Below are 26,952 nucleotides of genomic sequence, written 5' to 3'. Positions count from 1 at the left end.
CTTCTCGATCGCCCGCCGAACGCGGCCTTTGCCGCTGACCGCAACCTCCCTCCACCGGGCGCCGCTGAAAATCTGCACAGCGCCCTGTTGCGAATCCCTCGCATTTGTATATGCCGCCGCGACGGGGGAAATCACTATGAAGACGTTCACCGGCGGTTTGCTGGCAACCGCGGGCCTGTCGCTCGCATCGACCGTTCACGCCGCGCCGCCTGCCGCTGCGGGCCTTGCTGCCGCCTCGCCTGCGCCGGAGGCGACCGGACAGGAGGTGGTGGTCACCGGCCGCGCCTCGCCCGCCCCGAAGACCGCAGACGATCGCTACAAGCCGACCCCCGATGCCTCGACGTTGCGCAGTGCGGCCGATCCGCTCGACACGCCGCAGACGGTCAACATCGTACCCGCGCAGGTGCTGCGCGACCAGCGTCCACGCTATCTCGACGACGTGCTGACCAACGTCAGCGGCATCACGCAAGGCAATACGCTGGCGGCGACGCAGGATACCGTGCTCAAGCGCGGCTTCGGCGGCAATCGCGACGGATCGGTGATGCACAACGGGATGCCACTGGTGCAGGGCCGCGCATTCAACGCCGCCGCGCAGAGCGTCGAGGTATTGAAGGGCCCGGCATCGCTGCTCTACGGCATCATGGACCCGGGCGGCGTTATCAACATCGTCTCGAAGAAGCCGCTGCTCGATCCGCAGCTGACCGTCGCACTGACCGGGTCGAGCTATGCGGCGGCGCGTAGCGGGCTGGAGGCGATGGCCGATCTGACCGGCGCGATCAGCGGCGATCTCGCCGCGCGGCTGGTGCTCGATCACCAGGACGAGGATTACTGGCGCAACTTCGGGGTCCGCCGCGACACGTTGATCGCACCGTCGCTCGGCTGGTACGGCGGCGCGACCCAGGCAGTGCTCTGGTACGAATTCCGCCGCTTCGATTATCCGTTCGACCGCGGCACCGCGCTCGATCCGCGCACGATGCAGCCGCTGGCGGTGCCGCGCCGCCGCCGACTCGACGATCCCAACAACCGGATGACCGGCGACAGCCACCTCGTCCAGCTCGCGGTCGATCACCGGCTGGGCGGCCGGTGGGCGGCGCACCTTGCCGCCAGCCTCAACAGCGAGCGCTATGACGCCGGGCAGTTGCGCGTCACCGGCGTCACCGTCCAGCGCGGCACGTTGACGCGCAGCAACGACGCCACGATCGGCGCGCTAAGCACCGACGCCTATCTCCAGACCTATATCGACGGCGGGTTCGACGTGGCCGGGACGCGCCACGCCGTCATCTTCGGCGCGGAGGGGGAATACCGCCGTTACTACCGCCGCGACCTGATCCGCCAGGCAGTGCGCAACACGTTCAGCTACCTCGCCCCTGTCTACGGCCGCGAGCCATTCCCGACCAGCGTTTCCGCCACCGACAGCGACCAGACCGACCGGCTCTGGAACTATTCGCTGTTCGGGCAGGATTCGATCCACCTCGACGATCGCTGGATCGTCGTCGCGGGCGGGCGACTGATCGGCTTCGACCAACGCGCCGGACGCGGACGGCCGTTCGTCGCCAATACCGATCTGACCGGATGGGCGTTCGTCCCGCAGGCCGGGCTGGTGTGGCGCGCCGCGCCCGCCGTCTCGCTGTACGGCAGCTACACGCGTTCGCTCAAGCCGACCTCGACGATCGCGCCGCTGGCAAGCGGGGTGACCATCACTTCGTCGGTCGCGCCGGAACGCGGGCGTTCGTTCGAGCTTGGCGCGAAGCTCGACATGCCCGATCGCCTTTCCGCCACGCTGGCGCTTTACGACATCGACAAACGCAACGTGCTGGTGTCGCAGTTCAATCCCGCCACCTTGCTGACCGACTATCGCACCGCCGGACGCGCCACCTCGCGCGGTGTGGAGCTGGATCTCGCCGGCCAGGTGACCCGCACGCTCAGCCTGATCGCCAGCTATGCCTACACTCGCGCGCGGACGGTCGACGATCCCGTGTTCGCGGGCAAGCGATTGGCGAACGTCGCGCCGCATACTGCCTCGCTCTCGCTCGCCTATGACGTGGGTGCGCTGGCCGGCGACGATCGGCTGCGGGTCGGTGCCGGCGGCCGCTATGTCGCGCGCCGGCCCGGCGACAGCGCCAACAGTTTCTGGCTCGACGACTATGTCGTGGCCGACGCGTTCGTCACCTATGATACGCGATTGGCCGGCCGGCGTGTGACGCTCCAGTTCAACCTGAAGAACGTCTTCGACGCGACCTACTATACCTCGGCCGTGAACCAATATGGTGTCGCGATCGGCGATCCGCGCCGCGCGATCGGAACGCTGGCCTTCGCCTTCTGACGTGCCGTCCCGCGCTCCGTCTACTCCGCGGGATCGCCGTACATGATGCCGCGTCCGTCCGTGCCGACATAGACGCGCCCGAACCGCCGCGGATCGCCGCTGATGACGCGCAGCCGCAGGCCCCATTGGTGCGCGGCGTCGTTGATGCGCGTCCAGCGCGCCCCGCCGTCGATCGAGCGATAGATGCCGCGTGCATCCGCGATCGACCCGATCGCGTAGAGCGCTGGCCATGGCGCGCCCGTCGCCGCCTTGCCGACTCCATAACGCGCGATCGTGATGCCGTTGGTCGCGCGTACCCAATGCTCACCGAAGTCCGCGGATCGATAGAGGTCGCCGCCGACCAGCAGCCACAACGCCCCGGCGCGTCCCGGCACCGCGACCAGCGGATTGGCAGCCTCGCGCCCGACCGCGCGTGCTCCCGAAAGGTCGGCGGGCAGCCCCAGGCCGGCGGCCGCATGGAAGCGCGCACCGCCGTCATCGCTGCGCAACACCCGCCCAGCCTCCGCATCCACCGCGTAGAAGCGGCGAGCGTCCGCTTTGTCGGCGGTGACCCGCGTTCGCGTCGGCAAGCCCTCGACCGGGTGCCAGCTCCGTCCGCGATCGCGCGTCAGCAACGGCTGTTCGGTCTCGACCACGAAGGTCGCGCCATCGGCGGAAACCGTGATCGCCGCGCTGCCGGTCTGCGCGCGCGACGGTGTCCCGTCCTCACCGCGCTGCACCGGGACGCGCAATGGTTGCCACGTCGTGCCGCCGTCCGCCGACCACGCCAGCGACGTGTCGGGAACGACCGGCTTGTGCGTGTTGCCGCTGCGCACCATCACCTGCGGCGCGATGCCGGCGTAATCGAGCGAATTGGTGTTGGTCAGCATCGGGTTGCGGTGCACGTGCGACGGTGAGCGCGTCAGATCGTCATGCCGGAAGCCGCCGAGGTCGCCGAACCCCGACACCAAAGGCGCGCCACCGGTCGGGCTGACCAAAGTGATGATCGCGGTCTGCTCGATGTCGCGCGTCCACGGTGCCCAGCGCATCGCGTGCGACGCGGCGAAGTCGTCGGTGGCATAGACGGTCGCGCCGGTGACATAGGCGGCATGGCCGGCATCGAACGGATCGATCGCCAGCCCGGCGATCCAATGTCCGAAATCCGCCTTGCCGTCGAAATCGAGGAACGGCGTGGCGGACACATCGCGGACGCTGTCGCGCGCCAGCTCGCGCCATGTCCGCCCGCCATCTTCCGACCGCCACACCGTGTCGCCGAGGCGATAGCGATTGACCGTCGCCACCGCGATGACGCGCGGATCACGCGCGGCGACCGCGACGCCCATATAGCCGCCGGGCACCACCGCCGCGCCCTTCAACGGGGTGACATCCTGCCACGCGCCGCTGCGCGGGTCGAAGCGCCACACCGCGCCGCGCGTGATCCCGTTCGGGCCGATCGCGTCGCAATAGGTCAGCGTCAGCACGCCGTCCGCATCGATCACGCCCTTCACCGGCAACAGGTCCGCCGCCGGACCGCCCGCCACCGTCTGCCAGTGCGAACCGCCGTCATCGGAGCGGAACAAGTGTTGCGCGCCGGGGTCGGCGCTGGCGACGAAGATGCGCCCGCGCTGCGCCGGATCGAACAGCACGAACGACAGCCCGCCATGCGTCACGCGCGGCCGATCCGGCCGCCCGAGACCGGCGAGCGGAAACGAAGCGACCTTCTGCCAGTGCGCACCCGCATCGTCGCTGCGCCACAGTCCGTCGTGACGTGATCCGAAGATCAGCGTCGACGTGCGATGCGGGTCGATCGCCAGCCGTTCGCCCAGCCCGCGTCCGTCCTCGTTGCCGCCCATCGCGAACGGCACGATCGTCTTGCGCCAGTGCGCACCACGGTCAGAGGAACGAAAGATCGCCGCCGGCCCCCGCGCCGACATGCCGGCGGCCAGATAGACGACGCTCGGGTCGTGCGGATCGGGCGCGATGCTCTCGATCCCCATGAAGTTCGACTCCGCCTCGTCGTCCTGCAACGGCTGCCAGCGGCGGCTGCGCGCGTCCCAGCGATACGCGCCCCCCATGTCGGTGCGCAGATACGCCAGCCCGCGCTCGACCGGGCTGAAGACGATCCCAGGCGCAAAGCCGCCCCCGCCGACGACGACATTCTGCCAGCGATACGGCGTCGCCGGCGGCGGGGCCGCGCCGGTCGCGCCGAACAGCGCGAGCGCGACCAGGATCGGAAGCCGCATCGCCGTCATCTCCCGTGCGCGCTCGCGCAATGCCGCGCGATGAACGCGGCGTGATCTGGCATCGCCGCGGCGGTCTGCGCGATCACGCCGCGCAAATGGGTGAGGAAGCGTCCCGCCATCGCCCGCGGCAAGGCGGCGAGCAGCGGATCGAGCGCCTTGGGCGCGGCATCCTGACCCGCGAGCACCGCCACCCAGCTGTCGTCGGTGAACAATTCACCCGGCTCGGGCAACACCCGCCCGCGCGCGCGCCACAGCGCCAGTTTCCCGGCGAGCGTGTCGGGCGGCGTCATCGTGCGACAATGCTGCCAGAACGGTGAGTCGTCGCGCTCGGTCGCGTGGTAGTGGAGGATGATGAAGTCGCGGATCTGGCGATATTCGGTGTCGAGCAGCCGGTTGTAGGTGTCGCGCTCGACCACGGCGCGCGCGTCGCCGGGAAACAGGCTCATCAGCCGCGCGATCCCCGACTGGATCAGATGGATGCTGGTCGACTCGAGCGGCTCGAGGAACCCGCCCGCCAGCCCGATCGCGACGCAATTGCGCTCCCACAAGCGTTCGCGCACCCCCGCGGTGAAGCGCAGCGCGCGCGGCTCGGCCAGCGCCGCGCCATCAAGCCCGCCGAGCAGCGCGTCCGCCGCCTGCTGGTCGTCGACGAACGCGCTCGCGTAGACATGCCCGTTGCCGATGCGATGCTGGAGCGGGATTCGCCAGCGCCAGCCGGCCTGCTCGGCAGTCGCGCGGGTGTACGGCAGCAGCGGCGCGGTGGCGGCGCTCGGCACCGCCAGCGCGCGGTCGCACGGCAGCCAATGCTGCCAGCTCACGAACGGCACGCCCAGCGCCTCGCCGAGCAGCAGCGAGCGGAAGCCGCTGCAATCGACGAAGAAATCGCCCGCGATCCGTCGCCCGTCCGCCAGCACCACCGCCGCGATGTCGCCGCTCTCCGAGGCCAGTTCGACCGTGCCGATCCGTCCTTCGACGCGCGTCACGCCCTCGCCGACCGCGCGCTCGCGCAGGAACGCGGCGTACAATCCGGCATCGAAATGAAAGGCATAGCGCAACGACGACAGCACCGCCGCCGGATCGCGCGACGGTCGCGTGAAGCGCGCCTTCCGCGCCGCGACCGCGGTCAGGCAATAATCCTCCAGCGCCCCCGCCGCGTCGCCGTCGCGCTGCGCGCGCGCCCAGAGCTGGTGGAACTTCACCCCCTGCACGTCGCGGCCGAACGTGCCGAACGGGTGGAGGTAGCGTTCGCCGAGGCGCCGCCAGTCGACGAACTCGATCCCCAGCTTGAACGTCGCGCTCGTTGCGCGCACGAACGCATCTTCGTCGATGCCAAGTCGTTGATTGAAATCGTGAAGCGACGGGATCGTCGCCTCGCCGACGCCGACCGTTCCGATCTCTTCAGACTCGACCAACGTCACCGACATGCCCGCATCGGTCAATCGTGCGAGGACCGCGGCGGTCATCCACCCGGCCGTGCCGCCCCCGACGATGACGACCCGCTTCACGCCGCGCCGAACCCGCGAACACGTGCATAATCAATGAGTTGCCGGTTGCTCGGCAGGTTTGCGACCGCGAACGCCGCCTGCCGCTCGACCTCGGCAAAGGCGCGCCGCGCTTCGTCGGCGTAGCGGTAAGCCCCGGCACGCGCTGACAAATCCGTCTTCCAGCCCATGCCGTACAGCACATATTGCCAGCTGGCGTCGGTGAAGATGTCGACATTGGCGTCCATGTCGATCTCGGTCGGGGGACGGAAACGCCAGCGCTCGAGCATGTCGTGGAGGCTGTCCGGGATCGAGGACGCCGCGATATTATCCCGCCAAAAATCGGAATCGCGCCGTTCGGTGATGCAATAATGCAATTTGATGAAGTCGCGGGCGCGTTCGTACCGCTTCAGCATGTTCGCATTGAACTGCCGCGCCGACGTCTCGTAATCGCCGCCCCACGGGAACAGGTTCGCGACCATCCCCGCCGCGACTTCGGAGAAGACGATGCCTGTAGCCTCCAGCGGCTCGAAGAACCCGCTCGACAATCCGATCGCGACGCAATTGCGGTGCCAGTTGACCTCGCGATAGCCGGCCTCGAAGCGGATCTTGCGCGGCTCCAGATCCTGCCCGGTATAGCCGCGCAGCAATTCCGCCGCGCGCGCATCGTCGGTGTGGGCCGACGAATAGACGTGCCCGACCCCGCGGCGGCGATCGAGGCCGATGTCCCACATCCAGCCCGACTCCTGCGCGGTGGCGACGGTGTAACTCACGATCGGCTCGCGCTCGTCGCGATACGGCACCTGCACCGCCAGCGCGCTGTCGCAGAACAGCACGTCGCGACACGATCGGTACGGCATTCCCAGCGCCTTGCCGATCAGTTCGGCGCGGAAGCCGGTGCAGTCGATGTAGAGATCGGCGGTCAGCGTGCCGTGGCGATCAGTCACGACCCCGGCGATCGCGCCGTCCTCGCCGACGGTGACCTCATCGACACGCCCGTCGAGATGCGTCACCCCGCTCGCGACCGCCTTGTCGCGCAGCAGCGCGGCGAGCGCCACCGCGTCGAAGTGGAAGGCGTAATTGAGCGGCGCGACATAATCGGGGTGGCTGGGCAGCTTGGGCGCGCGGTGTGCGTCGGCGGCCTTTTTCTGCGGGCTGCACACCGCATCCCAATTGTCGGTGCCGCCGTGGCCGAGCAGCCAATAGGGCAACAGCTCGACGCCGTTGGCCGCCTCGGCGACCTGGAACGGGTGTGTATAATGGTCCGGCCCGGCCGTGCCGGGGGTGAAGCGCCAATGCGCGAACTTCGCGCCCTGTTTGAAGCTTGCGCCGCAATGCCGGACGAGATCGGCCTCGCTGATCCCGATCGTCGCCAGCGTGTTGCGGATCGTGGGGAAGGTCCCCTCCCCCACGCCGAGGATGCCGATGTCGGTCGACTCGATGAGCGTGATCGCCGCCCCGCCGGGCAGGTCGGCGCTCAGCCGTTTCGCGAGATAGCCAGCGGTGAGCCAGCCGGCGGTCCCGCCACCGACGATCAGGACGCGCTTCTTCATCACCGACTCCCTCGCAGGCTCGCCCGACCGGGCGAGCCTGCGCATCCTATCAGAACGACAGGTTGATGCCGGTACTGATCCGGCGATCCGCCTGGAACCAGCTCCGCCCGACCAGCTCGCCGCCGGGATAGCCGCCCATTACCGTCCGCTGCGTCGCGGCGGTCAGGTTGGTCCCCTGAATACCGAATGAGAAGTTCTCGGTCACCTTGAAGCGGACGCCGGCGTCGAGCGATCCGTAATTATCGCCATAGACCGGCAGCGCGATCTGGATCGGCGTCGAGGTGCCGGCGGCCGTGTAGTAATTGTAGGTCGGGTTGGTGCCGTTGCTGTTGGTCGACTGCAGGTAGCGCGAGCGCCACGAATAAGCGACGCGGAACGAGATCGGGTTGCGCTCGTACAACAACGTCGCGTTGAAGTTGTGCTTCGACAATCCCACCAGCGGCGCGTCGTTCTTGATGACGCCGTTGATGTCGCGATAGAGATCGCCGGGGTTCTTGCTGTCGATGAAGGTGTAATTGCCTTCGAACCCGAAGCCGCTCAACCAGCCCGGCAACATATCGAGGAAGAAGCGGCCGCCCACTTCGACACCCTTGACCGTCGCGGCTTTGGTCGCATTGCTGTAGTCGGACGCGGCGATATTGGCGAGTTCGGTGGTGCCGTCCGAGAAGACGACATTCACCTGACGCTGGGTCAGCGAGAAGATCGGCAGATCGGTCAGCCGCTTGTAGAAGGGCGCGATGTGGAACGACGTACCCGGCTTCAGATAATATTCGAACGACAGATCGACGTTGTTCGACATCGTCGGCTTGAGCAACGGATTGCCGGTTTCGGTCGTGAAGTTGGTGAAGTTCGGCAGCCCGCCCGGTGTGCTCGCCGGGGTCGTCGCCACACCGACCGTGCCCGAGGCGCGCAGCGCATTGAACGACGGAAGATCGAGCGTGATGTTATATCCGGCGCGGATCTTGCTCCGGTCGGTCGGCGCAAACTCAAGGTTGATCGACGGCAGCACGCGCGTGAACTCGGCCTTGCCGCTGCGCGGCACCGCGTCGTTGGTCAGCGTGGCGGTCGCACCGTTGCGGATGAACGTCGTGCCGTTCTGACGGATGTAGCCGCTGCCCTCGTTCGTAATGTTGACGACGCGCACGCCGACGTTGCCCGAGATACCCGGCCCGTCGCCCTGCGGGCCGAAGCGTACCAGCGCGTACGCCGCCAGATTGCGGGTCTGGTTATCGACCCGATCGTCGGGCAGGACGAAGCGGACCGGGCGGATACCCGATGCGCCGCCATAGCCGCTGCCGGCCGGCAGCGCGCCCGATGACGAGCAGTTCGACCATTGCGGGTTCGAGATGGTCGCGCCCGGATTGTTGGGATCGGCGATGGTCGCCGGGCCGCAGAAGCCGGCCGGCGGCGACTGGACCAGTCCGGTGCGATCGGTGTTGTACCGCGACGCCAGCGCCTCCGACGCAAACATCAGATTGCCGGGCAAGGTCGTCTCGCCGCGGAAGAAATCGTTGAAGGCGTGGTACGAAATGTCGCCGGGCGCCGCATTGGCATAGGTGAGCTGCGGATCGCCGTTCCAGCCTCGGCCCAGCGCGGTCCAGTTGTAGCCGTTCGCGAAATCGCGCTCGGTCCGCTTGGCGGCGCGGCCGCCGATCTTGACCGAACGGAAGAAGCTGTCGTCGAACTTGTATTCGGCATCCACCTGCGCGGTGTCGAGCCGGCCCTTGTTATCTTCGTTGTGCGGCATCGACGCCGACCAGAAGTAATTGGACGGATCGGCGAACGACGCCTGTGTCGACGGCCCGACCGTGATGCGCGGCAGGTCGCCGGTCAGGTCCATGCCGAAGCCCTGACCGAACCCGATCTCGCGGAAGATGTCGATCCGGTCGTAGATCTGCTGCGAATCGACGCGCTGCAACGCGCCCTTGATCGTCAACGGGCCGTCGTCCGGTGCCCAGACGAACGACAGCGAATAGTCGCGCGTCCGCGTGTTGCTGGTGACATAGCCCTTGTTGCCGCTGCTGTTCACCTGTCCGCTGCTCGGCAGGAAGGTGCCCGTGTCGCGGTTGAACAGCGAGTTGGTCTTGAGCAACAGGCCGTTCTCGTCGAACTCGCTGGTCGCCGGATCCACCGACAGCGTCTGCGACGACACCTGCGCGCCGTAATCGCTCGACTTGCTCTTGTAGCGCGACTGGAAGAAGCTGCCCGTGAAGGTCAACGAGTCCAACGGCGCCCATTGCACCGCACCGTAAATGCCGTAGCGGCGATACTGGAACGCCTCGTCACCGTACGTGAAGCCGCCCGGGATGTAATAGTCCTTCGAGTCGATCCGCGTCTTGAAATAGGGTTCGGTACGGATGAACTGCGACAGCGAGCTGAACTGGCTGTACGCAACATCCGCCAGCACACCGATCCGGCCGATGCCGGTGTCGAACGACTTGGTGACCAGCACCGACCCCATCGGATCGGCCTTGTTCGCCATGTCGCCGAGGCTCAACTCGCCGGTGCCCGCGACATGCCAGTCGCCGTTGAAGTCGAACGGCATCTTGGTGCGCAGGTCGATCTGGCCACCGGTGCCGCCCTCGATCAGATCGGCGGTGGACGCCTTGTAGACGTCGACCGCGGCCATCAATTCCGGCGTCACGTCGCTCCACAGGATCGCGCGGCCGTTATTGGCGCTGAAGATCTCGCGGCCGTTCAGGCGCGAGGCGACGCCGGTCAGGCCGCGCACCTGCACGCCCGAGCCCTGCACCGAATAGTGATCGGGATCGCCGAGCGCGGCGAAGCGGACGATCGACACGCCCGAGACGCGCTGCAACACTTCGGTGATCGAATTGTCGGGGAGCTTGCCGGCGTCGTCGGCGACGATCGAATCGACGATCGTCTCGCTGCGGCGCTTGCGCTCGTCGGCGGCCTGCAACGCGGCGCGGCGGCCGGTGACGACGACATCGCCCGCGCCCGTTTCCTCACCGGTCGCTTCCTGCGTGGTGCCGACCGACCCCTGCGGTTCGACCTGCGCCTGTGCCGTGGTAGCGAAAACAACCGCTGCGAGCGCGAGCGTCGATGCGCCGCGACGGAGCGCGCGTGCGTGATGATGTGACAGCATATCCCCCCCTTCAATGATCCGTGCCGCGCTTGTCGCGCTTTCGATAGCGCTCCCAATATCGCCGGGCGTTTCGAAAAACAAAGCATTTTAATCTTACATTCTCTTCCGAACCGGCGCGCAAACGTGTGCAAACCCGCCGGCCTACGGATTTGCGCGGATGGTAGCGTAACCATCTCCGAGCAATTTTTTTGCCGGCGATGCTTCATCCGGCCGACCCGATCAGCAAATGGGTCACCAAGCACTTCCCACGTTTAACTCCGACATTTAGAAGGGCGCGATAAAGTTGCAGCGAGAGGGGATGACGTGACGAGCACAGGGATCAACCGGCGCCAGGCACTGGTCGGCGCGACGGCCGCCGGCGTTGCGGCGATGACGACGACGTCCGCCACCGCGGCGCAGGGCGGCGCCACGACAGCCGACAGCGGCGCGGCGATCCTTGCCCCGCGGCCCCCGATGGGCTGGAACAGCTGGAACAGCTTCGCGACGACGATCACCGAGGCGCAGGCGCGCGAAACCGCCGCGATCATGCGCGCGAAGTTGCTGCCGTTCGGCTATGACGTCTTCACCGTCGACATCCAGTGGTACGAGCCCGAGGCGTCGAGCTACACCTACAATGCCAAGCCGACGCCGGCGATGGACGGCTATGGCCGGGTGATTCCGGCGCCGAACCGCTTCCCGTCCAGCGCGGACGGATCTGGCTTCACGAAGCTCGCCGCCGACGTTCATGCGATGGGCATGAAGTTCGGCATCCACGTCATGCGCGGCATCCCGCGGCTGGCGGTCGAGAAGAACCTGCCGATCCTCGGCACCCGTTATCGCGCCGCCGATGTCGCGGACAAGAACAGCATCTGTTCGTGGAACCCCGACATGTACGGCGTCGACATGACGAAGCCGGGCGCGCAGGCCTATTACGACAGCATCTTCCGCCTTTATGCCGATTGGGGCGTCGACTTCGTCAAGATGGACGACATGAGCCGCCCCTATGACGCGCACGCGCCGGAGATCGAGGCCGCGCACAAGGCGATCGTCAACAGCCGACGCGCGATCACGCTCAGCCTGTCGCCCGGCGAGACGCCGGTGATCCGCGGCGGGCATGTCCGCGACTATGCGCAGATGTGGCGCATCTCCGACGATTTCTGGGATGATTGGGGGATGCTGGAGGCGCAGTTCACGCGGCTCGAAAACTGGAACCCGTGGCGTCGCCCCGGCGCGTGGCCCGATGCCGACATGCTGCCGCTCGGCCGGCTCGCGCTCGGCCAACGCGACACGAAGTTCACGCCCGACGAACAGCGGACGTTGATGACCCTGTGGTCGATCGCGCGCTCGCCGCTCATCATGGGCGGCGACCTGCGCCACCTCGACGCCCCGACGTTGGCGTTGCTCACCAACCGCGCGGTGCTGGCGGTCAATCAGGCGTCGACCGGCAACCAGCCGCATTTTATCGCGGACGGCACGCGGATCTGGTCCGCGCGCCCCGAGGATGCGCCCGCCGACCGCTATGTCGCGCTGTTCAACACCACCGACCGGCCGAAGGACGTCGGCATCGCGCTGCGCGATCTGGAACTCGGCAACGCCGCGACGGCGACCGACCTGTGGAGCGGTGCGACGCTCGGACGCGTCACCGGCCGCCTCGTGCAGCGGCTGCCCGGGCATGGCGCCGGTCTGTATCGCCTGACCGCCTGAGCGACCGCCTGCCCCGGTGCGCGCGCATCGGGGCAGGCGTCACGTTGACTCGTCGGCGAAAAACCCCATATTTCCAGCATGACCGCCGCTGTCGTTCATCAGCGCTTTCGCGACCACGCGGGACAGCTCGCCGCACGCGGCTAGCCCGGACCCGGCGGCGCGCCGCCCGGGTTCGGGACGATCTCGCCGATCCGATGCGGCCGCGTCAGCCCGACGCCCGCGCCTTCGAGCCAGCGGAAGCCCTGCCATGAACAGCGACCTGTTGCCGCGCGACACCGCGCCGTCCTCCCCCGCCCGTCCGGCCGCGATCGTGCCGCCCGCCGATGCCGCGCCGCCGCCCGCCGACCGGGCGCTCGCGGTCGGACTGCTGCTCGCCATCCTCTTCTTCGGCCTTCCGCTGCTGCTCTACTGCGTGCTCACCGCCGGGTGATGCGTGCGTGGACAGCGCCCGCGTCGCTTGGCAGAAGGCGCGGGCCTTGGTCCCGGAGTCTCCGTCATGCGTTTGCGTCTTGCCGCCTTGCCCCTTCTCGCGCTCGCCGCCACCGCTCCGGCGCAGACGATCGTCGCGCCGGTCGCGCCGATTTCCGAACAGACGCTCAAGGACGTGACCAGGGAGCTGTCCTCGGACGCCTATGAGGGCCGCGCGCCGGGCACCGCGGGCGAGGAGAAGACCGTCGCCTATCTCGCGAAGCGCTTCGCCGCCGCCGGGCTGAAGCCGGGCAACAAGGGCCGCTGGTATCAGGACGTGCCGTTGGTCGAGCTGACCGCGAAGAACGTCTCGCCCTTGGTGTTCACCGGCGCGGGCGCGCCGCTCAGCCTCAACTACGGCCCCGACATGGTGGTCGGCACGTGGCGGATCACGCCGCGCGTCGAGGTCAAGGACTCGCCCGTGGTGTTCGTCGGCTACGGCATCAACGCGCCGGAGAAGGGCTGGAACGACTATGCCGGCGTCGACGTGCGCGGCAAGACGGTGCTGATCCTCGTCAACGATCCCGACTGGCGCACCCCTGATCTGGTCGGCCCGTTCGGCGGGCGCGCGATGACCTATTACGGCCGCTGGACGTACAAGTATGAGGAAGCGGCGCGACAGGGCGCGGCGGCGGCGATCATCGTCCACCAGACCGAGCCCGCCGCTTATGGCTGGAACGTCGTCCAGTCGAGCTGGACCGGCCCGCAGCAGGTCGCCGACGCCGCCGACAATCATGCCCGCGACAGCGCCGCGATCGGCTGGATGCAGGAAGCGCAGGCGCGCAAATTGTTCGAGCGCGAGGGGCTCGACTTCGACGCGCTCGCCGCCGCCGCCGCGCGCAAGGGCTTCCGCGCCCGCCCGCTGAACGGCGTCCGTGCGTCGGTGTCGTTCGACGAGAACGTTCGCCGTCACCAGTCACGCAACGTGATCGGCATTCTGCCCGGCACGACGCACCCCAATGATTACGTCCTCTATTCCGCGCATTGGGATCACCTCGGGCATTGCGAGGCCGCGCCCGACGGCGACGACATCTGCAACGGCGCGATCGACAATGCCACCGGCACCGCCGCGTTGGTCGCGCTCGCCGAAGCGAACGTGAAGGCCGGCCCGACCCCGCGCAGTCAGGTGTTCGTCGCAGTGACGGGCGAGGAGAGCGGGCTACTCGGCTCCGAATATTATGCCGCCAATCCGGTCTACCCGCTCAGCCAGACGGTCGGCGGGGTCAACATGGACGCGCTGTCGCTGGCGGGCCCGGCGAAGAACGTCGTGGTGGTCGGCAAGGGCAAGTCGGAACTCGACGCCTATCTCGACGCCGCGCTCAAGACGCAGAACCGCATCGCCAGTGCCGAGCCGACCCCGGAAAAGGGCTTCTATTATCGCTCGGACCACTTCAGCCTCGCCAAGCGCGGCGTGCCGATGATCTATTTCGACGGCGGCGACGATCTGGTCGCGGGCGGCAAGGCGGCGGGCGCGGCGGCGGCGAAGGACTATGAGGAACATCGTTACCACGGACCCAAGGACGAATATGATCCGAACTGGAACTGGGCCGGTACGGTGAAGGACGTGCAGCTCTATTACGGGATCGGCCGCGCGCTCGCGGAGAGCAGCGCGTGGCCCAATTGGGTGGCCGGCGACGAATTTCGCGCGATCCGCGACAAGAGCCGCGCCGCGGCGACCGCCAAGTAAGAGGGACGACGATGACCAAGACCCCGCCGCCCGAATGGGCTCCGCACGCCGCCGTCTGGATCGGCTATCCCAGTCATCCCGAATTGTGGCTGGAGGACCTCGACGAGGCGCGCGACGAGGTGACCGCCTTCGCTCGTGCCGTCCACGCCGATGGGCGTGGCGAGCAGGTGCTGCTGGTCGCCGCCGATGACGAGGCCGCCAGCGACGCGCGTCAGCGCGCGCCGTTCGCGGAGGTGGTCGTCGAGCCGTTCGGCGATATCTGGCTGCGCGATACCGCCCCGATCGTCGGCGGCGACGGCAAGGCGCGCGATTTCGGCTTCAACGGCTGGGGTGGCAAGTACGAGCTGGAAGGCGACGACGATATCGGCGCCCGGCTCGGGCGCGCGCGCGGGCTGACGGTCTTGCCGTGCGGCTGGATCCTCGAAGGCGGCGCGATCGATGGCGACGGCACCGGTCTGGTGGTGACGACCGAGCAATGCCTGCTCAATCCCAACCGCAACCCGCGCATGTCGAAGGCGGAGATCGAGCAGCGCCTTGCCGACGACCTCGGGCTGACGCGCGTGCTGTGGCTCGGCAACGGCCTGCTCAACGACCACACCGACGGGCACGTCGACAATCTGGCGCGGTTCGTCGCGCCGAACCGGCTCGCGCTGCCGCGCGCGGAGGAGAACGATCCGAACTGGCAGGTCTTTCAGGACGCCGCGATCCGCGCGCGCGCGATGGGGATCGAGGTGGTCGAGGTGCCCTCCCCCGGTCGCGTGCTGCGCGACGAACAGGTCGTGCCGGCCAGCTATATGAACTTCTACATCGGGAATGCCGCAGTGGTCGTGCCGGTCTATGGCACCGAATATGACGACGCCGGGGTCGCGGCGATCCGCGCCTTGTTCCCCGGTCGCGAGGTGGTCGGGCTGCGCGCCGACGCGATCCTGACCGGCGGCGGCAGCTTCCACTGCATCAGCCAGCAAATCCCGGCCTAGCCGCGCCCGCGCGGCGCTGCGCGGGCCACCGGCCCGCGCAAGGCCGGGATCGGCCGGCGCGCGGCACCGCCGCGCGTCCGACGTAAAGGCGGCGGCTTTGCCGTCGCCCTGCCCTGATCCGGCGCGCGCTTCTCCTCGGCTAATCCTAGAGTGTAATCCATCCAAGCTGAAGCGTCACCCCGGCGAAAGCCGGGGCCCAGTTGGGGGACGCTGATGATGTAGGTCGCGCCTTGATTTCGTAGACCTTCCCAACTGGGCCCCAGCCTTCGCCGGGGTGACGATGGGAAGTGGTTCAAACCGGGTGGATCACACTCTAGCTGTAACCCGTCACTGCGAGCGCAGCGAAGCAATCCAGGGCCGGATCAGGACGCCCTGGATTGCTTCGCTGCGCTCGCAGTGACGGGCAGCCAACGATGTCCCGGTTCAAGCACGGTACGACGATCCAATCGCCGGCCCGCCCCATCCCCCGTTCGTGCTGAGCTTGTCGAAGCACGCGCCCCGCAACACGCCCTTCGACAAGCTCAGGGCGAACGGAGAGATGGGGGCACGATCATGCCAAGCGAAATGCTGTATCTCTCACGTCTTACCGATACATCGCCGCCGCATCGGCCTTGAAGGACGCGCCGCTATCCGTCCGGCTGTAGAACATGTGCCCACCCGGATAGACGCGCAGTTGCACGCGCTCGGCCACGCCGAACGCCGGCATCTGGTCGACGATCAGCCGCGAGGCGAAGAACGGGCACGACAGGTCGTCCCAGCCGTGCACGATCATCACGCGCATCTTCGGATCGTTGGCGATCGCCTTGCGCAGGTCGGACACGGGCGTATCGGCGGGCTGCCCGCGATCCCATGCCGCATTCACCGCATAGGACAACGCATTGTAGCGCGCGTCGGTCTTCCAGCCGACCTCGCGCGTCACGAAATCGACCATCGCGCTGGTGGTCGGCGCGATCAGCGAGTCGAGCAGCGGATCGTTCGACTCCTGCCGCGGCGACCACGGGAAGGGATCGAACGCGGTGACGTTCGAATCATAGATGCTGCCGATCGTCGCGTCGTTCCGATGGACTTCGCGCAGGAAGGTGCGGCTGTCGACGCGCCCGCCCATCCGCTGCACCAGCGCCGGGTCGAGCCCGGTCAGCCGCGTGACGTTGCTGACGACGCGCTGTACCGCCTCGGCGTTCGCGCGGCCTAGCAACAGGTCGCGCGCGAAGTCGCCGCGCGTGTAGGCCTCGACCTCGGCCATCGCCGCCGGGGTCAGCTGCCCCTTGCGCTCCAGATTGGCCGCCGCCATCGACGGCAGGTCGATCATCCACGGCAAGGGCGACAAAGCGGTCGCGCCATCACCCGAGGCCGGATCGAGATAGGGCGACACCATGATGAGCCCGTTGATCCCGACGCCGATCTGCGATTGCAGTTCATAGGCGATGCGCGGCGCGCGATAACCGCCATAGCTTTCGCCCATCACATATTTGGGCGAGCGCAGCCGGCCTTCCTTGACCAGCCAGTCGTACACCACCTTCGACAGATATTTGATGTCGGGATCGTTGGCGTAGAACGCCTTTTTGGTCGCATCGGCATCGACCAGGCTGCGGCTGAACCCGGTGCCGATCGGATCGATGAAGACCAGATCGGTCATGTCGAGCCAGCTATTGGGATTGTCGCGCGCGATCGGCGCGTCCGATGGCGAGTCGCCCTGCGCGCCGAACTGCACGCGCTTCGGCCCGACCGCGCCCATGTTGAGGTAGACCGACGCCGCGCCGGGGCCGCCGTTGAATGCGAAGGTGACGGGGCGCGCGGCGTCGCCACCGGGCACGGTATAGGCGGTGTAGACCACCTGCCCGATCTCCTTGCCCTTCTCGTCACGCACCGCGATCGTGCCGACGGTCGCCTTGTAAGTTATCGCGCGACCGCCGATCCGCGCGGTTTGCGTGATCGTCTTGTCGGCAGGCAGCGGCGGTTGCTGCTGCTTGTCGTCCTCCTGCTTCTTCTCGACGGTAGTGGTGGTCTTGTCGGTCTGCGCCAGCGCAGGCGCGGTGGTGGCGAGCAACAGGGCGGCGAGCGACAGCGGGCGAACGATCATCGGCAGGGTGGCATCCGGGATGTGGCGGACCGGCGGGTTGCCGGTGCCTGATCCGGCCATGCTACACCCTCGACCGGCCCGCGCAATCCGCCGCTTACCCGGATTGATACGGGTGTTTCTCCAGTCGTCGCCCCGGCCGCGAGCCGGGGGCCCGCTTTTTTCGCGCATCCGAGGCAGAAGCGGGATCCCGGATCAAGTCCGGGATGACGAAGAAGGGAGGAGGCCGCCCTAGCCGCCCCGCACCACGGCGCGATAGGTCGTCACCTCATAGGTCGCTCTCTGGCACTCGGCGATCACGCGCTCCTCGGCCAGCCGGAAGCGCGCGCCATCCCAGACGAAGTCGCGTCGGACCCCACAATCCCGCCCTGCCGTCGCCGGCAACAGCACCGCATAACGTCGCCGCGCCGGCTCCCACGCGCCGGTCGCGGGCAGGTCGACGGCGGGTCGGGTGTCGCCCTTGTCCGGGGCGACATAGGGCAGCGCCCCCGCCCCACGACACGGCGACACCACTTCCAGCAGCGTGTGCGCCGCATCCAGCCGGTAACCGCGCGCATAGACCGTCGCGCAACCTTTGGCGGGCTTGCCGACCAGTTTCTCCAGCTGCTTACGCGACAGACTGCGCGGCGCGTGCGCCCCGACCGGCGGCATGTCGATCACGGTTTCCGTCGCCGGCACCGGGCGCGCGTCGGCAAGCGCGGACATTGCCGCAGTCAACCCGGTGAGCCAGACCCGCGAGCGCACCCGCCCACCCGGCTCAGCCAGCGTCAGCATCCGCCCCCGACGCAGCGCACCGGCCAGCTTGCCCGAAAACGGCAGCGACAGCCCCGTCCCGCCTCCCGGCGCAATCAACTGCGCAACCGTCCGCCCGTCGATCGCCACCGTCATCCGCGTTCCCGCCGCGACCGACGGCGGGATCGGAAGGTCGATCGCCGCGACCGCCCCGTCGCGGCGCAGCACCACCAGCGGATAGGCGTCGGGCTCGCCGCCGTTCGGCACCTGCGACAAGGCGACGCAGCGCCGGCGATCGTCGCAGATCACCCGCCAGTCGCCCGTCTCCGCCGCCCCTTGCAGCGCCAGCCACAGCGCGACGCTCACCCGCGCACCACGCGCGCGCGCCACACCGGCAGGTAATCGGGGTTGCCGCGGCATTCGCCCATGCTGCGCTGCTCGACCAGCCGCAATCGCGCGCCATCCCACACGAACGACTGCATCACGCCGCAATCGCCGAGCCCGCGCCCCTTGGCATAGCTGTGCAGCACGCCGCCCTCGACGTCGCCGTTGATGACGCTGTGCACCGGGGTCTGCGAATCCGCGCCGGTTTGCTCGAACCCGGCGGGCGCATCGATCCCGGCCGGCGTCGCCTTGCCGTCACGCACGACGAACAAGGCGTCGATCTCGTTATAGGCCCCCGCCGAACACGGCAGCAGCACCAGCGTCGCCCCGTCGGTCAGTCCATGCGCACGCGGCGCCGGCCCAGCGAACGACGGGTCGCATTCCGCCGTCCGGCGCATCCCCGCCAGCAACGCCGGCGTCAGAGTCGCCGCCTCGCCCGCGAACGCGACCGCCCGCACGCGGGGGGCGGCGTGCGCCGGTGGCACCTTCGTCGCCGGCCCGTCGCCGCGGGCGACCAGCGCGGTCACCGTCCCCGCACGCCCCTGCTGCGCATCGATATAGCGCAGCGCCGCGGACGCACCCGCCGCCGGGATCGTGCCGAGCCGCTTGCCGCTTCTGTCGAGCGCCTCGATCGTCGTCGCCTCGGCGAGCGCGCGCGCGATCGTCGCCGCCGCCGCACCGCTCAGCCCGTCCCCCGCGACCGCGAACGCCTGCCCGTCGATCCGCAGCGTCGCGGGCGCATCGCCGTCGCCCTGCGGCATGGCGAGCGCGACCTCGACCGCGCCATCCGGCCCGGCGGCGCGCGCGACCTGCATCGTCACCGCCGGAAAGTCGGCATCGGTGCCCAGCGACGCCATCGCGCAGTGCGCGACATTGTCGCACGCCACCGTCCAATCGCGGAACGTCTTCTGCTCAGCCGGCCGCGGCACCGCATGATCGTCGCCGGCCGTCGTGGCCACAGGGGTCGGGCGCCCCGCGACCGTGGAGGTAGCGGTCGGCGACGGGGCGTCGGCGGGCTGCCGCGAACAGGCGACCAGCGCCAGTACGGCCCCGAGTGCCACTCTTTTCATCGCCTTGCCCCCTGCTGCTGGCGCATCGTCACCGCGGCAGGTTAAAGGCGCGTCAACATGAATAGGAGATGGCAGATGCAGGTGGTCGGCGTAATCGGCGCGGGGCAGATGGGCGCGGGTATCGCACAGGTATCCGCCGCGGCGGGCTATCGCGTGCTGCTCAGCGACGTGGACGCGGCGCGTGCCGAGGCGGGCAAGGCCGGGATCGCCAAGCGGCTGGCGCGCGCGCTCGACAAGGGCCAGATCGACGCGGAAACGCGCGACGCCACGCTGGCGCGGATCGAGCCGGTGGCGGGCGCCAGCGACTTCGCTCCCTGCGACCTCGTGATCGAGGCCGCCACCGAGCGCGAGGAGATCAAGCGCCGGATCTTCGCCGATGTCGGCGCGGTGCTGCGCCCGGAGGCCTTGCTCGCCTCGAACACTTCGTCGATCCCGATCACGCGGCTGGCGCAGGCCGCGCCCGACGCGGCGCGCTTCATCGGCGTGCACTTCTTCAATCCGGTGCCGGTCATGGGGCTGATCGAGGTGATCCGCGGCCTTGCCACCGCCGATGCGACCGTCACCGCGATCGAGCGCTACGCCGAGCGGCTCGGCAAGGCGGTGGTGCGCGCCAACGATGCGCCGGGATTCATCGTCAACCGCGTGCTGATGCCGATGCTCAACGAGGCGATCTTCGCGCTCGGCGAGGGCGTGGCGACGATCCGCGACATCGACCTCGCCTGCCAGCTCGGGCTCAATCACCCGATGGGGCCGCTGACGCTCGCCGACTTCATCGGGCTCGACACCTGCCTCGAAATCATCCGCGTGCTCTTCGAAGGCACCGGCGACCCGAAGTTCCGCCCCGCCCCGTTGCTCGTCAAATATGTCGAGGCCGGCTGGTACGGCAAGAAGAGCGGCCGCGGCTTCTACGACTATTCGGGCGCGGAGCCGGTGCCGACGCGTTGACGCGAATTTTCCGCTGCCCCCCTCCTTTCCGGCGCGACCTTTCTTGCGCCGGGGGGTTGGGGTGCGTAACAGCCGGGGAATGAACGACAACGTGCAGCCGTCCGATCCGAACCAGCACGACGATGTCGATCCGACCGGCCTTGCCGCGGGTCGCCCGGCCGAGGGCACGATGGACGTCGGCGCGAGCGAGCCGATCGCGCGGATCGGGCTCCACCATTGGCGTGAAAGCACGATCACCAACCCGAACCTTCAGGATCGCGGCGGCGTCTTCTTCGCCGCGATCGAGATGACGCGGATGCCGATGCTGCTCACCGATCCGAGCAAGCACGACAATCCGATCGTCTTCGCCAACAAGGCATTCCTCGACCTGACGGGCTATGAGGAAGATGAAGTGCTGGGGCGCAATTGTCGCTTCCTGCAAGGCGCGCAGACCGATCGCAATGCGGTCGCCGAATTGCGCGAGGCGGTCCGCACTCGCTCGTCGGTCGCGCTGGAATTGCTCAACTATCGCCGCGACGGCTCGCCGTTCTGGAATGCGGTGTTCATCGGCCCGGTCTATGACACGCAGGGCAAGCTGCAATATTTCTTCGCCAGCCAGCTCGACGTCACCCGCCGCCGCAATTCGGAGCAATCCTATCGACAGGCGCAGAAGATGGAGTCGATCGGCCAGCTCACGGCCGGGCTCGCGCACGATTTCAACAATCTGCTGCAGGTCGTGAACGGCAATCTCGAATTGGTCACGCACACCAGCGATCCGGAACGCGTGAAGCGCTACGTCGCGGCGGCCCAGTCGGCGGCCGAGCGCGGCGCGAAGCTGACGCGGCAATTGCTCGCCTTCGCGCGCAAGACCCGGCTGGAACCACGCCCGCTCAATCTCACGCATCTCGTCTCCGAATTCAGCGACCTGATCGAAAGCTCGGTCAACAAGCAGATCGACATCCATCTCAGCCTGCGTCGCGGCTTGCAGCATGTCGTGGTCGATCCGGACCAGCTCGAAATGGCGCTGCTCAACATCGTCAACAACGCGCGCGATGCGATGCCGAATGGCGGGCTGGTGACGATCTCCACCCTTCCCCGCCACCTCAACGGCGACGCCGCCGCGCACGATCTGCCGTCGGGCGATTATGTCGTGGTGCAGGTCGAGGACAATGGCGCGGGCATGAGTCCCGAGGTGCTGGAGCGCGCCACCGAGCCATTCTTCACCACCAAGGGCACCGGCAAGGGCACCGGGCTGGGGCTGGCGATGGCCAGCGGCTTCGTCCGTCAGTCCGGCGGGCGGCTGGAGATCGAGAGCACGCCCGGCAAGGGCACGGTGGTGCGGATGCTGTTCCCGGTCATGCAGGCCGACCGCACCCCCGACACCGGGCAGGTCGAGGCGGAAGCCGCGACCAGCGCCGCGCGCGAGGGGGCCGAACATATCCTCGTCGTCGAGGACAATGACGAGGTGCTGGCGATCGCGCGCGAGATCCTCGAGGCCGCGGGCTATCGCGTGTCGACCGCGATCAGCGCCGAGGCGGGGCTGACCTTGTTCGATGCGGTCCACCCGAAGGATCGCTTCGACCTGTTGTTCACCGATCTGGTGATGCCGGGTGGAATGAACGGATTGATGCTTGCCGACGCGGTCGTCGAGCGCGACGCCGCCGTCTCGGTGCTGATGACGACGGGCTATAACGAGGAACTTGTGGTCGGCGGCCCGCGCGCGCGCGCCACCGACGTGCTGAGCAAGCCCTATCGCCGCTCCGAACTGCTCGACCGCGTCCGGCTGGCGCTCAACCGCGGCGGCGAAGGCGGCAGGCGCCGCTCGCGCTCCGACTTCGGCGCCGTAGAGGCATAACCCGCAAACTCTAAAAAGCTCCCCTCCCCTTCAGGGGCGGGGCCGGGGGTGGGGCAGTGTCTCACCGAGACCAAAAACGAAGCAAATCCGCCCCACGCCGCCCATCGCAAGCGCAGCGACGTGACGACGGATCAGTCACCTGCTCAGGCCCTGCCCCTGCGCCGTCTTCAGGACCGGCGCAGCACCCGGCGGACCGGATAGAAGACCGCGCCCGGCGCCACCGACAGCGCCAGCACGACCGCCACCGACGCGATCGATGCGCAGGTCAGCAACCGCACCCAGCGCTCACCGTCCAATGGTGTGCCGACGCGCATCAGCGCCAGGGCGATCAGCACCGCCGCGCCGCTGCGCAACGCGCGTACCGCACGCTCGCCGGAGATACCCGCCTCGCGCCGGAACTTGTACGACGCCGCGGCCAGCAACACGAACGCCAGCGCGCACAGCAAGACGCCTTCAAACATGTACAACCCCTTGTGTCCGTCGCGGCGCGCGCCCCGCCGGCCGCCGTGCCGCCCGCCATGCCGCGATGCCCAGCAGGGCGGCGACGCCCAGCATCGCTAGATCGAAACCCATGAACAGTCCGTCACCGGCGCGCCACGACGCCAGCAGCCCGCGCGACGTGGTCAGCGCGTTCGCGATCGGGATCGCCGCGAAGACCGCCGCGCCCGCGCCGAAGAGGATCGCCCATGCCTGCCTTGCCGGGCGCAGCAATTGCAGCACCGCCGCGCCGCCCCAGACGTAGAACATCGTCGCCACCTCGGTGCTCGCCCGCCCCTCGGCCGCCGCGGGGACGACCCGGTTGGCGAGCAGATAGGCACCCATGCCCAGCGGCAGTCCGGCGATCGTGGCGATGTTCAACCGCTCGACCAGCCGCAACCCGAAGAACGGCGTCGCACCCGGCTTGCGCCGCGCCGCGGTCCACAGCAGCAATCCGGTCCCGACCATCGCCGCCCCGGTCAGACCGAGCAGGAACAGCACCCAGCGCAAGGTCGGCGCCGCGAAATTGGCGAGGTGCAGCCCCAGCATCACCCCGGCGGTCGACAATGCCGGCCCACCGCCCGTTGGCGGCTGGAGCAACGCGCCGGTCGCACCCGAATAGACCACCGTCCCGGTGCGCGCGTTCAGCCGTGCTCCCGAGCTTCCGGTGACCGCGACGGTCGCGGCGGCGTCGCCGGGCTGCTGCACCACGAGGCGCGCGGCCGGCATTCCCAGCCGCGCCTCGGCGTCGCGCACCAGCGGCGCGATCGGCACCAGCCGCGCAGCCCGCCCGCTCGCCACCGCGTCGCCCGGCAGCCCGTAGGCATCGCGTCCAAAGTCGAGCGGCTGCTTGTAATTGATCGCGATCGGATACGGCAGGTACATCAGCACCAGCGTCATCAACCCGGTGTAGGTGATGACCGCGTGATACGGCAATGCGAGCACCGCCGACACGTTGTGCGCGTCGAGCCAGCTGCGCTGCCCCTTGTTCCAGCGCAAGGTGAAGAAGTCGGCGAAGATGCGCTTGTGCGTCACCACGCCCGAGATGATCGCGCCCAGCATGAACATCGCGCAGACACCCGCCAGCCAGCGACCCCAGGGATGCGGAAGCTGCAACTGGAAGTGGAAGCGATAGAAATGCTCGCCGCCGCGCGTGTCGCGCGCGTGGATCGCGGCACCGGTCGCGGGATCGAGCACCTGCTCCGCCGCGCGCTTGCGCCGCTTGCCGGGCCGCTCGTCTGTCGCCTGCGCATCGGGCTTGGGCGTCGCATAGACGTGGGTCACGACATCGCGCGCGTTGGGCAACTGGATGAACCATTGCTGGTCGCGGATGCCGTCGCGCGACAGGCTGGCGACCGCATTCTGCGCCGCATCGGCGCCCGCGGTGCGGTTCATCGGCAGCTCGGGCTGCATCCAGCGCGTGATCTCGGGACGGAAATAGCTCGCCGTGCCGGTCAGGAACATCGCGAACAGGATCCAGCCGGCCAGCAGCCCCAGCCAGCTGTGAATCCACGCCATCGACTGCCGCAGCGATCGCGTCACGGCCGCACGCCCAGCAGCCACAGCGCGACCCCCGCGACGATCGCCCCGCCCCACACCGCCGCTGCGGCACGCGCCAGCCGTGGCTCGTGGAAGCACCACAGCCCGACCGTCGCATAGAAGAGGAAGGCGGGGATCATCCCCCAAATCGTCGCCTCGACGCGGGAGATCGGCAGCACCCGCGCCACCAGCGTGGCGACGGTCGCGGTCAGCACGTATCCGCCAAGGAACGCAGTCAGGCAACGCGCCAGCATCGCCAGCGCCGCGACGCGAATGTGACGCACGCGCGGCGTCGGCGTCACGACCGAATCCGCCCGCTGCATCAGCATCCTTGACCATCCCCTTGCCCGTGAACGACCGCGGCATAGCAGCGATTGCGACTGACTAGCAATAGTGCCCGGCAAATTTCGCGACCGAATCGCATCACGGGACGGCCGACAGGCGCGCGGTGATCGGAGCGCCATCGTCTCTTGCGCCGCAGGATCGCCGCAACGCTAGGATTTTGTTCAGCATTCGCTGGGATATGGGTGTCGGGAAAGGGACATCGGACCGGCGTGTGAGGCCGCCCCGCGCTGCGGGCGCGCCTCGCACGTACCCCGTCGCCATAGCGAAACCGAGATGCTAGGCGTTGGTTCCATGACGATCACCGCAAATCCGGGTGCTGCCGGTCCGATGCGCGCGGCCTTGTCGCTGTGCCGCCGCCATATTCTGGCGGCGTTCGGCTTCAGCGCGCTGGTCAACGTCCTCTATATCGCGCCGACGCTCTACATGCTGCAGGTCTACGACCGCGTCGTGCCGACGCACGGCCGCCTGACCTTGTGGTTCCTGACCGCGGTGCTGCTGTTCGCGCTCGTCACGTTGTCGATGCTCGACCGGGTGCGGACGCGGCTGCTGGTCCGCGCCGGGGTCCGGCTCGACGCGACGCTCGCACCGCTGCTGCTCGATGCGACGATCGGCCGTCCCGACCAGCCGGTCGCGCGTCAGGCGCTGCGCGAGTTCGATAACGTCCGCCAGACGCTCAGCGGCCCCGGCGTGCTCGCACTGTTCGATGCGCCGTGGACGCCGATCTATATCGCGGTCTGCTTCCTCGTCCATCCGGTGCTCGGGGTCGTCGCGCTGGTCGGGGGCACGATCCTGCCGCTGATCGCGTGGCGCAACGAGAAGGGCACGCGCACCGCACTGGAGCGCGCGCAGATCGCCGCCACCACCAGCTACGCCAGCCAGGAAGCGATGCTCGGCGGCGCGGAGGCGGTGCGCGCGCTCGGGATGCGCCGCGCGATGGTGTCGCGGCAGCTGCGCTATCGCGAGGCGATGCTCGCGCTCCAGACCCGCGCCGGCTTCACCGGCGGCAATTACATGACCGCCACCAAGTTCGTCCGCCTCGCGCTGCAAAGCCTCGCGCTCGGGCTCGGCGCGCTGCTGGCGATCGACAACCAGATCTCCGGCGGCTCGATCTTCGCCGCCTCGTTCCTGATCTCGCGCGCGCTCGCCCCGATCGAGATGCTGATCGGCAGCTGGAAGGGGATCGCGCAGGCGCACGGCAGCTACCTGCGGCTCGACAAATTGCTGACCGAAACGCAGGCGACCGGCGCGGTGACGCAGCTCCCCGCCCCCAAGGGCACGCTGCGGCTCGAGAACGTCACCTTGTTCAACGACGCCCGCGACGGCACGATCATCAGCGACGTCTCGCTGCCGATCGCGGCGGGCGAGGTGATCGCGATCGTCGGCCCGAGCGGCGCGGGCAAGTCGACGCTCGCGCGGATCATCGCCGGCGCGATCCGCCCCGATCGCGGCCGCGTCCGCATCGACGGCGCCGACGCCACCGACTGGGATCCCGAGCTGCTCGCCGAGCATATCGGCTATCTCCCGCAAGACCCGTCGCTGTTCGCGGGCACGGTGAAGGAGAATATCGCGCGCTTCCGCACCGAGCTGTCGCACGACTCGGCCGCGATCGACGCCGCCGCGATCACCGCCGCCGAGCGCGCGCGCGCGCGCGAACTGATCCAGCGGCTGCCCGGCGGCTTCGACCATGAACTCAAGCCGGGCGGACGCGGGCTGTCGGCCGGTCAGGCGCAGCGCGTCGCGCTGGCGCGCGCGATGTTCGGCGATCCTGCGGTGCTGATCCTCGACGAGCCCAACGCGCACCTCGATGCCGAGGGCGATGGCGCGCTGCTCGCCGCGATCGACCATTACAAGAAGGCCGGGCACACGATCCTCGTCGTCAGCCACAAGCTCGGCATCCTGCCGGTCGTCGACAAATTGCTGGTGATGCGCCGCGGCCGGGTCGAGATGTTCGGCCCGCGCGACGAGATACTGCCCAAGATCGCGCCGCAACGCCCGCGCGCGGTGCCGCGCCCGACCCCCTCGATCAATGCCCCCAGCGGGAGCGCCTGA

18 protein-coding genes are annotated in these 26,952 nt (G+C 68.5%); 8 read left to right on the top strand and 10 right to left on the bottom strand.

Annotated elements, in window-relative coordinates:
- Window positions 1-136: 136 nt before the first annotated feature.
- Window positions 137-2,323 carry a TonB-dependent siderophore receptor gene (locus PGN12_10115; protein MEH3104247.1) on the top strand — a complete coding sequence of 729 codons (2,187 nt, stop codon included), beginning with the start codon at window positions 137-139 and terminating at the stop codon, window positions 2,321-2,323.
- 20 nt (window positions 2,324-2,343) lie between these two features.
- On the opposite strand, the gene PGN12_10110 is transcribed toward PGN12_10115, so the two are convergent.
- Genes PGN12_10110 through PGN12_10095 form a run of 4 tightly spaced genes read right to left on the bottom strand, consistent with a single transcriptional unit; the run spans window position 2,344 to window position 10,685 of the window.
- Window positions 2,344-4,545 (bottom strand): hypothetical protein, encoded by a 2,202-nt coding sequence (locus PGN12_10110; GenBank protein ID MEH3104246.1) that lies wholly within the window; start codon window positions 4,543-4,545, stop codon window positions 2,344-2,346.
- Window positions 4,546-4,550: 5 nt separating this feature from the next.
- Window positions 4,551-6,050, bottom strand: coding sequence for a tryptophan 7-halogenase (locus tag PGN12_10105; GenBank protein ID MEH3104245.1), 1,500 nt, complete (start codon window positions 6,048-6,050; stop codon window positions 4,551-4,553).
- Window positions 6,047-7,579 carry a tryptophan 7-halogenase gene (locus tag PGN12_10100; protein ID MEH3104244.1) on the bottom strand — a complete coding sequence of 511 codons (1,533 nt, stop codon included), beginning with the start codon at window positions 7,577-7,579 and terminating at the stop codon, window positions 6,047-6,049. The genes PGN12_10105 and PGN12_10100 overlap by 4 nt, the downstream gene beginning before the upstream one ends.
- A 49-nt stretch (window positions 7,580-7,628) precedes the next feature.
- Window positions 7,629-10,685, bottom strand: coding sequence for a TonB-dependent receptor (locus tag PGN12_10095; protein ID MEH3104243.1), 3,057 nt, complete (start codon window positions 10,683-10,685; stop codon window positions 7,629-7,631).
- Between the two features lie 369 nt (window positions 10,686-11,054).
- On the opposite strand from PGN12_10095, the gene PGN12_10090 reads away from it, so the two are divergent.
- The 4 genes from PGN12_10090 to PGN12_10075 all read left to right on the top strand — a co-directional run bounded on the left by PGN12_10090 (window position 11,055) and on the right by PGN12_10075 (window position 15,500).
- Window positions 11,055-12,368, top strand: a complete 1,314-nt coding sequence (locus PGN12_10090) for a glycoside hydrolase family 27 protein (GenBank protein MEH3104242.1) — start codon at window positions 11,055-11,057, stop codon at window positions 12,366-12,368.
- A gap of 247 nt (window positions 12,369-12,615) precedes the next feature.
- A complete protein-coding gene (locus PGN12_10085) occupies window positions 12,616-12,798 on the top strand; it encodes a hypothetical protein (protein MEH3104241.1) in 183 nt (60 codons plus the stop codon).
- Between the two features lie 66 nt (window positions 12,799-12,864).
- Window positions 12,865-14,523 (top strand): M28 family peptidase, encoded by a 1,659-nt coding sequence (locus PGN12_10080; protein ID MEH3104240.1) that lies wholly within the window; start codon window positions 12,865-12,867, stop codon window positions 14,521-14,523.
- A gap of 11 nt (window positions 14,524-14,534) precedes the next feature.
- A complete protein-coding gene (locus PGN12_10075; protein MEH3104239.1) occupies window positions 14,535-15,500 on the top strand; it encodes an agmatine deiminase family protein in 966 nt (321 codons plus the stop codon).
- Between the two features lie 583 nt (window positions 15,501-16,083).
- On the opposite strand, the gene PGN12_10070 is transcribed toward PGN12_10075, so the two are convergent.
- From PGN12_10070 to PGN12_10060, 3 genes are all read right to left on the bottom strand, one after another.
- Window positions 16,084-17,580 (bottom strand): peptidase S10, encoded by a 1,497-nt coding sequence (locus PGN12_10070; protein ID MEH3104238.1) that lies wholly within the window; start codon window positions 17,578-17,580, stop codon window positions 16,084-16,086.
- Between the two features lie 228 nt (window positions 17,581-17,808).
- The gene (locus PGN12_10065; GenBank protein ID MEH3104237.1) at window positions 17,809-18,675 is read right to left on the bottom strand and encodes a hypothetical protein; all 867 of its coding nucleotides are present in this window, start codon (window positions 18,673-18,675) and stop codon (window positions 17,809-17,811) included.
- Window positions 18,672-19,763, bottom strand: coding sequence for a DUF1176 domain-containing protein (locus PGN12_10060; GenBank protein MEH3104236.1), 1,092 nt, complete (start codon window positions 19,761-19,763; stop codon window positions 18,672-18,674). Before PGN12_10060 ends, PGN12_10065 begins: the two co-directional genes overlap by 4 nt.
- A gap of 75 nt (window positions 19,764-19,838) precedes the next feature.
- Here PGN12_10060 and PGN12_10055 point away from each other — a divergent pair, with 75 nt between their 5' ends.
- Together PGN12_10055 and PGN12_10050 are read left to right on the top strand one after the other, a co-directional pair.
- Window positions 19,839-20,708, top strand: coding sequence for a 3-hydroxybutyryl-CoA dehydrogenase (locus PGN12_10055; GenBank protein ID MEH3104235.1), 870 nt, complete (start codon window positions 19,839-19,841; stop codon window positions 20,706-20,708).
- A 79-nt stretch (window positions 20,709-20,787) separates the two neighbouring features.
- Window positions 20,788-22,542 (top strand): histidine kinase famiy protein, encoded by a 1,755-nt coding sequence (locus PGN12_10050; protein MEH3104234.1) that lies wholly within the window; start codon window positions 20,788-20,790, stop codon window positions 22,540-22,542.
- 167 nt (window positions 22,543-22,709) lie between these two features.
- Here PGN12_10050 and PGN12_10045 read toward each other — a convergent pair whose 3' ends face one another.
- Genes PGN12_10045 through PGN12_10035 form a run of 3 tightly spaced genes read right to left on the bottom strand, consistent with a single transcriptional unit; the run spans window position 22,710 to window position 24,881 of the window.
- Window positions 22,710-23,003, bottom strand: a complete 294-nt coding sequence (locus PGN12_10045) for a hypothetical protein (protein ID MEH3104233.1) — start codon at window positions 23,001-23,003, stop codon at window positions 22,710-22,712.
- The gene (locus PGN12_10040; GenBank protein ID MEH3104232.1) at window positions 22,996-24,561 is read right to left on the bottom strand and encodes a PepSY-associated TM helix domain-containing protein; all 1,566 of its coding nucleotides are present in this window, start codon (window positions 24,559-24,561) and stop codon (window positions 22,996-22,998) included. Before PGN12_10040 ends, PGN12_10045 begins: the two co-directional genes overlap by 8 nt.
- Entirely contained in the window at window positions 24,558-24,881 is a 324-nt protein-coding gene (locus PGN12_10035; protein MEH3104231.1) for a hypothetical protein, read from the bottom strand. Before PGN12_10035 ends, PGN12_10040 begins: the two co-directional genes overlap by 4 nt.
- A 313-nt stretch (window positions 24,882-25,194) precedes the next feature.
- Here PGN12_10035 and PGN12_10030 point away from each other — a divergent pair, with 313 nt between their 5' ends.
- The gene (locus PGN12_10030) at window positions 25,195-26,952 is read left to right on the top strand and encodes a type I secretion system permease/ATPase (protein ID MEH3104230.1); all 1,758 of its coding nucleotides are present in this window, start codon (window positions 25,195-25,197) and stop codon (window positions 26,950-26,952) included.

Source organism: Sphingomonas phyllosphaerae, assembly GCA_036946405.1.
GTDB classification, from domain to species: Bacteria; Pseudomonadota; Alphaproteobacteria; order Sphingomonadales; family Sphingomonadaceae; genus Sphingomonas; species Sphingomonas phyllosphaerae_D.
Note: the sequence above shows the minus strand (reverse complement) of the source record. Positions and strands in the feature narration are given on the sequence as shown.